The 14493-nt window shown below is 55.1% G+C and carries 13 protein-coding genes; 8 read left to right on the forward strand and 5 right to left on the reverse strand.

Features of this window, described 5'->3' with window-relative positions; all coding sequences use genetic code 11:
* Positions 1-82 precede the first annotated feature (82 nt).
* Positions 83-2053, forward strand: coding sequence for a catecholate siderophore receptor CirA (cirA, locus tag ACF8PE_RS10890; protein ID WP_103792177.1), 1971 nt, complete (start codon positions 83-85; stop codon positions 2051-2053).
* Positions 2054-2146: 93 nt separating this feature from the next.
* Here the strand turns inward: cirA and fghA are convergent, their stop codons facing one another.
* Complete coding sequence (fghA, locus tag ACF8PE_RS10895) at positions 2147-2983, reverse strand: S-formylglutathione hydrolase (protein ID WP_150871838.1); 837 nt, start codon at positions 2981-2983, stop codon at positions 2147-2149.
* Positions 2984-3123: 140 nt separating this feature from the next.
* Here fghA and ACF8PE_RS10900 point away from each other — a divergent pair, with 140 nt between their 5' ends.
* The 7 genes from ACF8PE_RS10900 to mglC all read left to right on the forward strand — a co-directional run bounded on the left by ACF8PE_RS10900 (position 3124) and on the right by mglC (position 11303).
* Positions 3124-4257 carry a YbfB/YjiJ family MFS transporter gene (locus ACF8PE_RS10900; protein ID WP_223610299.1) on the forward strand — a complete coding sequence of 378 codons (1134 nt, stop codon included), beginning with the start codon at positions 3124-3126 and terminating at the stop codon, positions 4255-4257.
* A gap of 117 nt (positions 4258-4374) precedes the next feature.
* A complete protein-coding gene (gene folE / locus ACF8PE_RS10905; protein WP_032612616.1) occupies positions 4375-5043 on the forward strand; it encodes a GTP cyclohydrolase I FolE in 669 nt (222 codons plus the stop codon).
* Between the two features lie 17 nt (positions 5044-5060).
* Positions 5061-6218: a DUF418 domain-containing protein YeiB gene (gene yeiB, locus ACF8PE_RS10910; protein ID WP_103792176.1), complete on the forward strand. Its 1158-nt coding sequence runs from the start codon at positions 5061-5063 to the stop codon at positions 6216-6218.
* Between the two features lie 155 nt (positions 6219-6373).
* The gene (gene galS, locus ACF8PE_RS10915; protein WP_032612612.1) at positions 6374-7399 is read left to right on the forward strand and encodes an HTH-type transcriptional regulator GalS; all 1026 of its coding nucleotides are present in this window, start codon (positions 6374-6376) and stop codon (positions 7397-7399) included.
* 287 nt (positions 7400-7686) lie between these two features.
* Positions 7687-8685, forward strand: a complete 999-nt coding sequence (mglB, locus tag ACF8PE_RS10920; RefSeq protein ID WP_032612609.1) for a galactose/glucose ABC transporter substrate-binding protein MglB — start codon at positions 7687-7689, stop codon at positions 8683-8685.
* A 71-nt stretch (positions 8686-8756) separates the two neighbouring features.
* Positions 8757-10277, forward strand: a complete 1521-nt coding sequence (mglA, locus tag ACF8PE_RS10925) for a galactose/methyl galactoside ABC transporter ATP-binding protein MglA (protein WP_392494841.1) — start codon at positions 8757-8759, stop codon at positions 10275-10277.
* Positions 10278-10292: 15 nt separating this feature from the next.
* A complete protein-coding gene (mglC, locus tag ACF8PE_RS10930; RefSeq protein ID WP_032612605.1) occupies positions 10293-11303 on the forward strand; it encodes a galactose/methyl galactoside ABC transporter permease MglC in 1011 nt (336 codons plus the stop codon).
* A gap of 85 nt (positions 11304-11388) precedes the next feature.
* Here mglC and sanA read toward each other — a convergent pair whose 3' ends face one another.
* The 4 genes from sanA to ACF8PE_RS10950 all read right to left on the reverse strand — a co-directional run bounded on the left by sanA (position 11389) and on the right by ACF8PE_RS10950 (position 14346).
* The gene (gene sanA, locus ACF8PE_RS10935) at positions 11389-12114 is read right to left on the reverse strand and encodes an outer membrane permeability protein SanA (RefSeq protein ID WP_032612592.1); all 726 of its coding nucleotides are present in this window, start codon (positions 12112-12114) and stop codon (positions 11389-11391) included.
* 128 nt (positions 12115-12242) lie between these two features.
* Positions 12243-13127 (reverse strand): cytidine deaminase, encoded by an 885-nt coding sequence (gene cdd / locus ACF8PE_RS10940; protein ID WP_223610297.1) that lies wholly within the window; start codon positions 13125-13127, stop codon positions 12243-12245.
* A gap of 128 nt (positions 13128-13255) precedes the next feature.
* On the reverse strand, positions 13256-13951 hold the full coding sequence (locus tag ACF8PE_RS10945) for a CidB/LrgB family autolysis modulator (RefSeq protein ID WP_032612587.1): 696 nt from the start codon (positions 13949-13951) through the stop codon (positions 13256-13258).
* Positions 13948-14346, reverse strand: a complete 399-nt coding sequence (locus ACF8PE_RS10950) for a CidA/LrgA family protein (RefSeq protein WP_032612585.1) — start codon at positions 14344-14346, stop codon at positions 13948-13950. Before ACF8PE_RS10950 ends, ACF8PE_RS10945 begins: the two co-directional genes overlap by 4 nt.
* Positions 14347-14493: the final 147 nt, after the last annotated feature.

The following is a 14493-nucleotide window of genomic DNA, read 5'->3' on the forward strand; positions in this document are numbered from 1 at the left end:
CCGCCAGAGAAGCGGGCGGCACGCAATGCAATGTGAGCAGTACATATTTGATTTTGCTGTGTTTACCTCATGGAGATATGGAATGTTTAGGTTGAATCCCTTCGTTCGGGGAGGGCTGTGCGCGTCTGCTCTGTCCCTGGCCCTGCCGGTTGTTGCGGCGGAATCTGGCGACACTATGGTGGTGACTGCCTCGGCCAACGAGCAAAACCTGAAAGATGCCCCGGCCAGTATCAGCGTCATCACTCAGCAGGATCTGCAACGTAAGCCGGTGCAGAACCTGAAAGATGTGTTAAAAGAGGTTCCGGGCGTGCAATTAACTGACGAAGGGGACAACCGTAAGGGCGTCAGTATCCGCGGTCTGGACAGCAGCTATACCTTGATCCTGGTTGACGGTAAACGCGTCAACTCCCGCAACGCCGTATTCCGTCATAACGATTTCGACCTCAACTGGGTACCGGTTGACGCCATCGAACGTATCGAAGTGGTGCGCGGGCCGATGTCCTCCCTGTACGGCTCTGATGCCCTGGGCGGCGTGGTCAATATCATTACCAAAAAGATCGGCCAGAAATGGACCGGTACTCTCACCGCCGACTCCACGATTCAGGAACACCGCGATCGCGGCGACACCTATGGCGGCCAGTTTTATACCAGCGGCCCGCTGGTGGATGGCGTCCTCGGTCTGAAAGCCTTTGGTAGCCTGTCCAAACGCGATAAAGACGATCCGCAGACCTCGACAACCAGCGCCTCCGGGGAAACTCCCCGTATCGAAGGCTTCACCAGCCGCGATGCCAACGTGGAATTCGCCTGGACCCCGAACGAGAACCACGATTTCACCGCTGGCTACGGTTTTGACCGCCAGGACCGTGATTCCGACTCGCTGGATCAGAACCGTCTTGAGCGCCAGAACTACTCCCTGAGCCACAATGGCCGCTGGGGAATGGGCAACAGCGAACTGAAATTCTACGGCGAAAAGGTTGATAACAAGAACCCGGGCAACGCCAACCCTATCACCTCCGAAAGCAACTCTGTTGACGGTAAATACGTCCTGCCGCTGGGAGAGATTAACCAGCTGCTCACCTTCGGGGGAGAATGGCGTCACGACAAGCTGAAGGATCCGGTTAACATTACCGGCGGTAGCAGCAGTAGCACCTCGGCCAGCCAGTATGCACTCTTTATTGAAGATGAATGGCGTATCTTCGAGCCGCTGGCGCTGACCACCGGCGTGCGTATGGATGACCACGAAACCTACGGCGATCACTGGAGTCCGCGTGCTTATCTGGTCTACAACGCGACCGATACCCTGACGGTAAAAGGTGGCTGGGCGACAGCATTCAAAGCGCCTTCGCTGCTGCAGCTGAGCCCAGACTGGACCACCGGCTCCTGCCGTGGGGCCTGTGAAATTGTCGGTAGCCCGGATCTGAAGCCGGAAACCAGCGAAAGCTTCGAGCTGGGTCTTTACTACAGCGGGGAAGAGGGCTGGTTAGAAGGCGTGCAGGGCAGCATTACTGCCTTCCAGAACGATGTGGACGATCGTATCAGCATCCTCCGTACGGCCAACGTCAACCAGGCGCAGGGTTACCCGAACTATGTCGGACTGAATGCCGACGGTGAGCCGATTTTCCGTTATTACAACGTCAATAAGGCGCGGATCCGCGGCCTGGAAACGGAAGTGAAATTCCCGATCGCCGAAGACTGGCGCATGACGCTGAATTACACCTATAACGACGGGCGTGATATCAGCAACGGCGGCAACAAGCCGCTCTCGGAACTGCCGTTCCATACCGCAAACGGCACGCTTGACTGGCAGGCAACGCAGGCGTGGTCCTTCTACGTGCAGGGCAATTATACGGGTGAGAAACGCACTGTTACCGATGGCGAAGCAACGCCGGGTGGCTACGTGGTGTGGAACACCGGTGGCGCATGGCAGGCAACTAAAAACGTCAAGCTGCGTGCAGGTGTCATGAACCTGCTGGATAAAGATCTCAGCCGCGACGACTACAGCTACACCGAAGAAGGACGCCGTTACTTTATGGCGGTGGATTACCAGTTCTGATCGTGAATGCGCCGGGCGGCGCTGCGCTTGCCCGGCCTGTGACAGACCCCTCTCCCTGCGGAAGAGGGGCGAGTGAGGACGTGAAGTCTGCCCTTACTTTAACAACTGCTGCGCATGGAAGCGCAGATGATCTTCTATAAAGGACGCAATGAAGTAATAGCTGTGATCGTAGCCTGGCTGGATGCGTAACGTCAGCGGCCAGGCCTTCTGGCGCGCAGCTTCCGCCAGCACTGCTGGCTGTAACTGGCTCGCCAGGAACTGATCGGCATCACCCTGATCGATAAGCGTCGGGATCGCCTGTTCCGGCTGGCTGGCCAGCATCAGCGCACAGCTATCCCACTCCTGCCAGGTTTCTGTATTCTCGCCCAGATAATGGGTGAAGGCTTTTTGCCCCCACGGCACCTGACATGGGTTCACGATAGGCGCAAACGCCGACACGCTGACGTATTTGCCCGGATTTTTCAGTGCCATTACCAGCGCACCGTGGCCACCCATCGAATGGCCGCTGATGGCACAGCGATCGGCGACCGCAAACTCCGCCTGGATGAGCGCTGGCAGCTCATCGCGCAGATAATCGTACATCCGGTAATGACGCGCCCAGGGCTGCTGGGTGGCATTCAGGTAGAACCCGGCGCCTTTGCCCAGATCGTAACCGGCATCGTCTGCCACATCGTCACCGCGCGGGCTGGTGTCGGGCATCACCAGCGCGATCCCCAGCTCCGCTGCAACCCGCTGGGCGCCCGCTTTGGTGGTAAAGTTCTCATCGTTGCAGGTCAGGCCGGATAACCAGTACAGCACCGGCGGTTTTGCCGCACGCGTAACCGGAGGCAGAAAAATGCTGAACGTCATCGCGCAGTTCAGCACCGTGGAGTCATGACGCCAGCGCTGTTGTCGACCTTCAAAACAGTAGTGCTCTTCGAGCAGTTCCATGCAAGGCTCCTTCAGGAAGGTGTTTCGATAGATAGACCTCATAATACAGTTAATTCAATAACGCGTGAGTAACTTTCACTTCCGCATTAACGACATATACTGCATCATGAATTTACGAAACTTTAACAACTGGAGTGGTCATGGCGCTGCGTATCGCGCTCAGCGGTTTTGTGGTTCTGGTGGTGGCGATGGGAATAGGGCGCTTTGCCTTTACACCACAGGTGCCGCTGATGATTGCGGCAGGGCAACTAACCCTGACCAGCGCCGGACTGGTGGCGGCGATGAACTACCTCGGCTATCTGGTGGGGGCGTGGGATGCCATGCGCGCGCACCGATTTGTCGAAAGCCGCCTGTGGCTGGGCATCGTTGGCGCAGTGATGCTAACCCTGCTTTCGGCCATTGCGGATAACGCCGTCGTTCACGGCCTGCTGCGGTTTGTGATTGGCTGCATGAGCGGCTGGTCGATGGTGCTGATCGCTGCCTGGACCAACGAACGGCTGGCCCATTTCGGTAAGCCAGGTCTCAGTGCCGCAGTCTTTGCGGGGCCGGGGGCGGGCATTACGCTTAGCGGCTTGCTGGCGGTGTGGATCCAGGCGCAGGGCTTATCGGCGAGTGCCGCATGGCAAATCTACGGCGTACTGGCGCTGGTACTGATCGCGCTGGTGGCCCGCTATCTGCCGCGTGCCGGGCAATTGCATCGCCCTGGCACGACGCCGGAGCCGTTGACGCTGACCCGCGATCTGCGTCGTCTGGTGTGGAGCTACAGTCTCGCCGGGTTTGGTTACATCCTCCCGGCGACGTTTTTGTCCCAGATGGCGGCGCTGCGTTTCCCTGGCAGCGCGTTCGCCCAGTTTGTCTGGCCAGTTTTCGGCGTAGCCTCGGTGCTGGGCATTGCCCTGAGTATCGCGCTGCGCCATGTCTCCACGACCCATCGCCGACTGGCGCTGGTGGTATGGCTGCAGGCGGTGGGCGTGATTGCCGCCTGGCTGCTGCCGGGAATGGCCGGTCTGGTGACCGGTGCATTGCTGGTGGGCGGCGGATTTTTATGTGCGGTACAGCTTTCGCTGCTTTACGGGCGTGAACTGGCACCGAATCATACGCGTTACATGGCCGGATTACTCACCACCGGCTATGCGGTTGGGCAGCTTGTTGGCCCGATGACCTCGGCGCTGTCGAGCTGGCTTACCCACCAACTGGAGCCTGCGCTGGGCCTGGCGGGCATCGCGCTTTTCGTGGCGGGCGGGCTGGTCTGGCAGCGTCAGGTTGAAAGGTAACGGCAATTGCAATAATTATCGCGGTGAATACTGGATTATGCTCGCCGCCTCGCGCACAATGACGGCACATTTTGCCCCATGTAGGGCAGAAGCGCGCCACACCTGCAGGAGAAAAGAATGTCATCAATGAGTAAAGAAGCAGCCCTCGTCCATGAAGCGCTGGTTGCGCACGGCCTTGAAACCCCGCTGCGCCCGCCGGTTCAGGATCTGGACAACGAAACGCGTAAACGTCTTATTTCCGGGCATATGACCGAAATCATGCAGCTGCTGAATCTCGATCTCAGCGATGACAGTCTGATGGAAACCCCGCGTCGCATCGCCAAAATGTATGTCGATGAGATTTTCTCCGGGCTGGATTACGCTAATTTCCCGAAAATCACCGTCATTGAAAACAAAATGAAGGTGGATGAGATGGTGACGGTGCGTGATATCACCCTGACCAGCACCTGTGAACATCACTTTGTGACCATCGACGGCAAAGCGACCGTAGCCTATATTCCAAAAGACTCGGTTATTGGCCTGTCGAAGATTAACCGCATCGTGCAGTTCTTTGCCCAGCGTCCGCAGGTGCAGGAGCGTTTAACCCAGCAGATCCTTATCGCGTTGCAAACGCTGCTGGGGACCAATAACGTGGCGGTTTCTATTGACGCGGTGCATTACTGCGTGAAAGCGCGCGGTATTCGTGATGCGACCAGCGCCACCACGACCACCTCGCTGGGCGGCCTGTTTAAATCAAGCCAGAACACCCGTCAGGAGTTCCTGCGCGCCGTGCGTCACCACAACTGATCATCAGGGCAGGGTACATGGAAAGAAATGTCACGCTGGATTTCGTTCGTGGCGTCGCTATTCTGGGTATTCTGCTGCTCAATATAAGCGGCTTCGGTCTGCCGAAAGCCGCTTATCTTAATCCCGCCTGGTATGGCGATATTACCCTCAGCGACGCCTGGACATGGGCGGTGCTGGATCTCTTTGCCCAGGTCAAATTCCTCACCCTGTTTGCCTTGTTGTTTGGGGCAGGCCTCCAGCTGCTGCTAAAACGCGGTAAACGCTGGATCCAGGCGCGTCTTTCACTGCTGGTCCTCCTCGGGTTTATTCATGGCCTCCTGTTCTGGGACGGCGATATTCTGTTGGCCTACGGGCTGGTGGGATTGATCTGCTGGCGTATCATCCGCGATGCGCACGATATTAAAAACCTGTTCAACACCGGCGTGGTGCTCTTCCTCATTGGCGTCGCTATCCTGCTGCTGCTGGGGGTTATCTCCGGCGGCTCCACCAATCGTTCCTGGGTACCGGATGCGGCCAATTTGCAGTATGAGCAGTACTGGAAGCTGGGTGGCGGCATGGAGGCCATCAGCAATCGGGCCGATATGATTGGCAACAGCCTGCTGGCGCTTGGGGCGCAATACGGCTGGCAGCTGGCGGGAATGATGCTGATTGGCGCGGCGCTGATGCGAACCGGCTGGCTGAAAGGCGAGTTTAGCCTCGGTCATTACCGGCGAACCGGGATGTGGCTGGTACTGGTCGGTCTGGCGATTAATCTCCCGGCGGTGATCGCCCAGTGGTATGTCAACTGGGACTACCGCTGGTGCGCGTTTCTGTTACAGGCACCGCGGGAGATTAGCGCGCCCTTCCAGACGATAGGCTATGCTGCGCTGATCTATGGCTTCTGGCCGCAGCTCTGCCGTTTCCGGCTGGTGATGGCCGTGGCCTGCGTAGGGCGCATGGCGCTCAGTAACTACCTTTTACAGACGCTGATCTGCACCACCTTGTTCTATCGCCTCGGCCTGTTTATGCATTTTGATCGCCTGCAACTGATGGGCTTCGTGCTACCTGTCTGGCTGGTGAATATCCTGTTCTCCGTTTTCTGGCTGCGTTATTTCCGTCAGGGACCGATGGAGTGGGTATGGCGGCAATTGACCGCACGTGCTGCAGGGGTTTCACCGGGTAATACATCCGGATAACGATCTGGATCACAATCATTAACAAAACGGATGTAACCGTTTTCATCCTTGTGAGCTTCTTCACGTAGTCCTTCCTTTCTCACTGCCAGAATAGGCACCTTGCTAAACACAGGGGGTGTCTGTGAGTTGCTGCAATCTAAATAAGGATGGTGAATATGATCACCATTCGTGACGTCGCGCGTCAGGCGGGCGTTTCTGTCGCCACCGTTTCCCGTGTGCTCAACAACAGCGCGCTGGTTAGCCCTGAAACGCGCGAGTGCGTGATGAAAGCCGTCACGGCGCTGGGCTACCGTCCCAATGCGAACGCGCAGGCGCTGGCAACCCAGGTCAGCGATACCATCGGCGTGGTAGTGATGGATGTATCGGATGCCTTCTTTGGCGCGCTGGTAAAAGCCGTGGACATGGTTGCCCAGGAGCACCAGAAAAACGTGCTCATCGGCAATAGCTATCACGAGGCAGAAAAAGAGCGTAACGCCATTGAGGTGTTGATTCGTCAGCGCTGTAACGCCCTGATCGTCCACTCAAAAGCCTTGAGCGATGAGGAGCTATCTGCGCTGATGGAGCAGATCCCCGGCATGGTGTTGATCAACCGCATCGTGCCTGGCTATGCCCACCGCTGCGTCTGCCTTGATAACGTCAGCGGAGCGATGATGGCGACGCGAATGCTGGTGAATAACGGCCATCAGCGCATCGGCTATCTTGCATCAAGCCACCGCATTGAGGATGACGAAATGCGGCGTGAAGGCTGGCAGAAAGCGTTGCTGGAGCAGGGCATTATCGCCTCGGACAGCTGGATCGGCACCGGCGCGCCGGATATGCAGGGCGGGGAAGCGGCCATGGTGGAGCTACTCGGGCGCAACCTGCAGTTGACCGCGGTCTTTGCCTACAACGACAGCATGGCCGCAGGGGCGCTAACGGCACTGAAGGACAACGGTATTGCGGTGCCACAGCATCTGTCATTGATTGGTTTCGATGATATTCCGATTGCCCGTTACACAGACCCACAGCTGACGACGGTGCGCTATCCGATTGCCTCTATGGCGCGGCTGGCCACCGAGCTGGCGTTACAGGGGGCCGCGGGAAAGCTGGATCTTGCTGCAACTCACTGTTTCATGCCGACTTTAGTGCGGCGTCACTCCGTTGCTCTACGGCAAATTGTGGTGCCGATCACTAACTTATAATTCGTCGTGATGTAACCGTTTTCAATTTGTGAGTAAATTCACAGTAAGTTAACAAGGCGCTGACTATGATGTCAGCGTTTTAGTGACTGAAACGCTATGTAACGGTGAATAATCATTTTCACTATAGCCACGGCACGTTAAACATCCAAAAAAACGCATTCTGGAGCGTTACCGACCAAGGAAGATAGAAATTTTATAAGTGGACTTCGGCCGGCATTAACGTTTCATTAACATTGCCCGCCGATCGTTATTCACACGAACTACCCTGCATAAAAACCGGAGATATCATGAATAAGAAGGTGTTGACTCTGTCTGCTGTTATGGCAAGTATGCTTTTTGGTGCAACTGCGCACGCTGCAGATAGCCGTATTGGTGTGACTATCTATAAATACGACGACAACTTTATGTCTGTTGTGCGTAAAGCCATTGAGAAAGAAGGTAAATCAGCGCCAGACGTGCAGCTGCTGATGAATGACTCCCAGAATGACCAGTCAAAACAGAACGACCAGATTGACGTACTGCTGGCAAAAGGCGTGAAAGCTCTGGCAATCAACCTGGTTGACCCGGCGGCAGCAGGCACCGTTATTGAGAAAGCACGTGGCCAGAATGTGCCAGTGGTCTTCTTCAACAAAGAACCTTCCCGTAAAGCGCTGGATAGCTACGATAAAGCCTTCTACGTGGGCACCGACTCCAAAGAATCCGGCATCATTCAGGGCGACCTGATTGCTAAACACTGGGCGGCTAACCCGAACTGGGATCTGAACAAAGATGGTCAGATTCAGTTTGTTCTGCTGAAAGGCGAGCCAGGCCACCCGGATGCTGAAGCACGTACCACTTACGTGATCAAAGAGCTGAACGACAAAGGCCTGAAAACCCAGCAGCTGGCATTAGATACGGCTATGTGGGACACCGCTCAGGCGAAAGACAAAATGGACGCCTGGCTGTCCGGCCCGAACGCTAACAAAATCGAAGTGGTTATCGCCAACAACGATGCGATGGCAATGGGTGCAGTAGAAGCCCTGAAAGCACACAACAAATCCTCTATTCCGGTCTTTGGTGTGGATGCCCTGCCTGAAGCAATGGCTCTGGTAAAATCTGGCGCAATGGCCGGTACCGTGCTGAACGATGCTAACAACCAGGCGAAAGCTACCTTCGATCTGGCGAAAAACCTGGCAGACGGCAAAGGCGCTGCTGACGGCACCAACTGGAAAATCGACAACAAAGTTGTTCGCGTACCGTACGTTGGCGTAGATCAGGAAAACCTGGCCCAATTCACCGGTAAATAAGTTTTAGCATTCTACTGGGCGCAGTTTCTGCGCCCTTTTATCACGCGACGCGAGGCCGAGAAGGTATAATTATGGTCAGCACAACGACTCAGTCGTCCGGTGAATACTTGTTGGAAATGAGCGGTATCAACAAGTCTTTTCCCGGGGTTAAAGCACTGGATAATGTTAATTTAAAAGTACGGCCTCACTCTATTCACGCCTTAATGGGTGAAAACGGTGCGGGTAAATCAACATTATTGAAATGCTTATTTGGGATCTATCAAAAAGATTCTGGCAGCATTCTTTTTCAGGGGAAAGAGATCGATTTCCATTCCGCCAAAGAAGCACTGGAAAATGGTATTTCGATGGTTCACCAGGAACTTAACCTGGTACTTCAGCGTTCTGTCATGGACAATATGTGGTTGGGTCGTTATCCGACCAAAGGCGTATTTGTCGATCAGGACAAAATGTATGGTGATACCAAAGCGATTTTTGATGAACTGGATATTGATATCGATCCGCGTGCGCGCGTCGGTACGTTATCCGTTTCTCAGATGCAGATGATTGAAATCGCCAAGGCTTTCTCCTATAACGCCAAAATCGTTATTATGGATGAGCCTACTTCGTCGTTAACGGAGAAAGAGGTGAACCATCTGTTCACCATTATCCGTAAGCTGAAGGAGCGCGGTTGCGGCATCGTCTATATCTCGCACAAAATGGAAGAGATCTTCCAGTTGTGCGATGAAATCACGGTGCTGCGCGATGGCCAGTGGATCGCCACCCAGCCGCTGGAAGGGCTGGATATGGACAAGATCATCGCCATGATGGTGGGTCGTTCCCTGAACCAGCGCTTCCCGACCAAAGAGAACAAGCCGGGCGAAGTGATTCTGGAAGTGCGCAACCTGACGTCGCTGCGTCAGCCTTCTATTCGCGATATCTCCTTCGATCTGCATAAAGGAGAGATCCTCGGGATTGCCGGTCTGGTAGGCGCCAAGCGTACCGATATCGTGGAAACCCTGTTCGGTATTCGCGAGAAATCCGGCGGGACCATTACCCTGCACGGCAAAAAAATCAATAACCACAATGCCAACGAAGCCATTAACCACGGCTTTGCGCTGGTGACGGAAGAGCGTCGCTCAACCGGTATTTACGCCTATCTGGATATTAACTTTAACTCGTTAATTTCTAATATTCATAACTACAAAAACAAAATCGGTCTGTTGGATAATTCCCGCATGAAGAGTGATACCCAGTGGGTAATTGACTCGATGCGTGTAAAAACCCCAGGACACCGCACGCAAATTGGCTCGCTCTCCGGCGGTAACCAGCAGAAGGTTATTATTGGACGCTGGTTGTTAACTCAGCCTGAAATTCTGATGCTGGATGAACCCACCCGTGGTATCGACGTGGGGGCAAAATTTGAAATTTATCAGTTGATAGCTGAGTTAGCCAAGAAAGATAAAGGGATTATTATTATTTCGTCCGAAATGCCGGAATTGTTAGGGATCACAGATCGTATTCTGGTCATGAGCAATGGTCTCGTTGCCGGAATTGTAGAAACCAAAACGACAACGCAAAACGAAATTTTGCGTCTTGCGTCTTTGCACCTTTAAGATTAGGGGCTTCTCATGAGTGCGTTAAATAAGAAAAGTTTTCTTACTTATCTGAAAGAAGGCGGTATTTACGTTGTTCTTTTAGTCTTGCTGGCCATTATTATTTTCCAGGATCCGACATTCTTAAGTCTCCTGAACTTAAGTAACATTCTGACCCAGTCTTCCGTACGTATTATTATCGCGCTGGGCGTGGCGGGTCTGATCGTCACCCAGGGTACTGACCTGTCAGCCGGTCGTCAGGTCGGCCTGGCGGCGGTTGTCGCGGCCACGCTCCTGCAGTCAATGGAAAACGCCAACAAGGTGTTCCCGGAAATGGCGACCATGCCGATTTTCCTAGTGATCCTGATTGTCTGCGCTATCGGTGCGATCATTGGTCTGATTAACGGCATCATCATTGCTTACCTGAACGTAACGCCGTTCATCACCACTCTGGGTACGATGATTATCGTTTACGGTATCAACTCCCTGTACTACGACTTCGTAGGCGCATCGCCAATCTCCGGTTTTGACAGCGGCTTCTCCACCTTTGCGCAGGGCTTTATCGCGCTGGGCACATTCCGCCTGTCTTACATCACCTTCTACGCCCTGATTGCGGTGGCCTTTGTCTGGGTGCTGTGGAACAAAACCCGCTTCGGTAAGAACATCTTCGCAATCGGTGGTAACCCGGAAGCGGCGAAAGTCTCTGGCGTTAACGTGGCGCTGAACCTGCTGGTCATCTATGCCCTGTCCGGTGTGTTCTATGCGTTCGGTGGTTTGCTGGAAGCAGGCCGTATCGGCTCTGCCACCAACAACCTCGGCTTTATGTATGAGCTGGATGCGATTGCTGCCTGCGTCGTGGGTGGTGTGTCGTTCAGTGGTGGTGTGGGTACCGTACTGGGCGTGGTAACCGGTGTAATCATCTTCACCGTTATCAACTACGGTCTGACCTATATCGGCGTGAACCCTTACTGGCAGTACATTATTAAGGGTGCCATCATCATCTTCGCCGTTGCGCTGGACTCCCTGAAGTACGCGCGTAAGAAGTAAGATATCAATGCATAAAAAAACCCGCTCAATGCGGGTTTTTTTATGCCCGGGTCATTTCCCCTGGCGGCGCTGCGTTGGCGTGGCTCTAGGGCAGTGCGGGCTTCTTCTTCTGCATGTCCAGCAGCTGCTCTGGCGTAACCGCCGGATAACCTTGGGCATCTTCCGGCACTTCCGGCATCGCCGGGATTGGCACCAGCGGGCCTAAGAAACGCGGTTCACGTTTAAAGACATAGAGATCGGCCAGCGCACCCAAACGCGCACCAAATTCACGCACCCGCACGGTGAGCATGTCTTTGGGGGAGGGGACGGCATAGCACTGCGCCTGAATGCCCATATGCAGAGCAATAAAGAGCGCGCGCTCGCAATGGAAGCGCTGGGTGATGATGATAAAGTCGTTCGTATCAAATACCTTGCGGGTGCGAACAATGGAATCCAGGGTTCTGAAACCGGCGTAGTCGAGCACGATATCCGCCGGATCAACGCCTGCGGCAATCAGATCCTTACGCATGGTGACCGGCTCATTATAGCTCTGCTGCGCGTTGTCACCGCTCAGCAGCAGGTAGTTGACCTTGCCGCTGTTGTAGGCATTGAGCGCCCCCTGAATACGGTAACGGTAATACTGGTTAATCACCCCGGTGCGGTAGTACTTGGCGGTACCGAGTACCACGCCGACCTGGCGGTAGGGCAGATCCTGAAGGTCATCAAAGATATAGGGCGCCGTTTTCCAGCTCATCCAGCGGTCGAGGCCCAGCGCAGTCAGCAGCACAATGGCGATCAGGGCAACCAGGCTGTAAAACACGCGCTTTAACATACAGATGACTCTTACCAAAGGTGAAATTTCACTCAGGCTACTTTACCCGTCTGGTAAGCGCAAGAAACGGCGGTTTAATTGAAGGGATTTTCATCAATTGTGCGGGCATTGCTGCCCGCATCAACGACTTAAGCCAGAAGCACGCGGTCGATGCTGGTGCAACCCAGCGCGCGCAACGTGGCCGCGGTGGCGTCCCACTGGATCAGCGGAGCATCGGGTTTTTCTGCAAGAATGCCGCGCTGAATGTCCGGGTAGTCGTAGCCGTTGAGGCTGAGCAGGTTCAGTGCGCCCTGCAGCGGCGGCAAAGTTGGGTTAAAGGCGGCGTTCTCGGCATAGCTGCCGGTGAAGATGCGCCCATCGCCACACTCCAGCGCCACGCCGCTCGGGGCCTGGCTATAAGGGGCGTGTGACTTGTTGGCGGCGAGGATAGCGGCCTGGGCCAGCGCATCGCCGCTCAGGGTGTAGCCATGATCCTGTTCATCCATCAGCAGGGATTTAATGTCCAGATCCTTCGGGCCGAAAGCGTCCGGCAGGTAGTCGGCCAGAGTATGCGGGGCGCGGCCCGGCAGGTTGATACGCAGTTGCAAACCGCTGTTAAGCTCGTTCATAAACTGACGGCAGTGGCCACACGGCGTGTAGTTCACGGTAATGGCCTGCAGGGATTTTTCACCGCGCAGCCAGGCATGGCTGATTGCGCTCTGTTCCGCATGCACGGTCTGCTGCATGGTCGCCCCGATAAACTCCATATTGCCACCGAAGTACCAGGTGCCGCTCACGCCGCGCGCAATGGCACCGACGTTGAAATGGGACAGGTCGGCGCGGGCGCAGGCTGCCGCCAGTGGCAGAAGCGCAAAGGCCAGCGCGTCATCATCCAGATCCGTGGCACGTTTCAGGGCGGTGACCTGTTCAGCCGTCAGCAGGGCGGGGAAATGTGCATCCGCCAGAACCGGGGCCAGGGCTGACTGCAAATTCTCTGCAAGCTGAGTGAAAGCTGAGTGAAAACGTGGATGCATGGCGTTGCCTCATAAAGGTTAATGGATCGGTAGTGTACGGAGCCACAAAGGCTTTATATGTGACCCAGATCTCATTATGTGTGCAACTTATGAAACTCAAATGAAAAATGCGCGACGCGTCGCAAATTTTAGCCCATGACCGCCAGAATAATCGGGAAGAGGAACGGCGCAATCAGCGAGGTCATGATCCCGCAGATCACCAGCGCCAGGGAACTGAATGCCCCTTCCTGATAATCCAGCTCCGCGCAACGGGCGGTACCGAGGGCGTGCGAGGCGGTCCCCATCGCCAGACCACGGGCCGATTTAGTACGAATACGCATGGCATTCAGCAGCGTATGGCCCAAAACCGCCCCGAGAATACCGACATAGATGACGCACACAGCGCTGATCGCCGGGATGCCGCCAAGACTGCCGCCTACCGCCATCGCAATCGGGGTGGTCACCGATTTCGGTAAAATAGAGGCCGCAATTTCCGGGGTTGCCCCCATCAGCAGCGCCACCGAGGTGCCGGTAATCATCGCCACCAGGCTGCCAACCAGACAGATAGTGATGATCGACTTCCAGCGGGCGCGGATCTGGTGCAGCTGTTCGTACAGCGGAAACGCTAGCGCCACCACCGCAGGTTGCAGCAGATCGTTAAGCACCTTGCTGCCCTGGAAATAGTTCGCGTAGGGGATGCCGGTCAACAGCAGGAAAGGAATAATCACCACCATCGCCACCAGCAAGGGGTTAAGCAGCGGGAACTTCAGACGCACTGCCAGCTTGCGGGCGGCGAAGAAGACCGCCACGGTGAGCGGCAGGGACCACCAGATATTGGCCATCATTTTTTCTGTCCTTTTTGCCCAACCACGTTACGTTCCCCATGCGCCAGATGTGTGCTCCAGCTGACCACTAAGAAGACCACCAGCGTACTGATAGTGCAGGAAACAAATATCGGGCCAAACTGCGCGCTCAGCAGGTCGTAGTACTGCATGACACCCACGCCAATGGGCACGAACAGCAGCGCCATATAGCGGATCAGCACCGAGCAGCCGGGTTTAACCCATTGTGCCGGGAGGATTTGCAGCGCGAGCAGCACAAACAGGATCAGCATGCCAATAATGCTGCCGGGAATAGTAATTGGCAGCAGAGAGGCGAGGAATATTCCCGCATACAGGCAGGCATAAATCAGGATGAACGCGCGCAGGTACTGCCAGACAACTATCAGTGATTTATTCATGGTGAAAGCCCTTGATGAAACGCATTCATCATACAATTAAAACCCTAAACGTGCTACGGATCACATCATGACTTTTGAGCATACCAGACATTACTTATTGGAACGTTGGGCATTTCCCCAAACCAGAAGTGACAATGCCGCGCCCCT

The sequence above is a fragment of the Leclercia sp. GLN_9 genome (genome assembly GCF_043105735.1).
In the GTDB taxonomy this organism is placed as follows: domain Bacteria; phylum Pseudomonadota; class Gammaproteobacteria; order Enterobacterales; family Enterobacteriaceae; genus Enterobacter; species Enterobacter adecarboxylatus.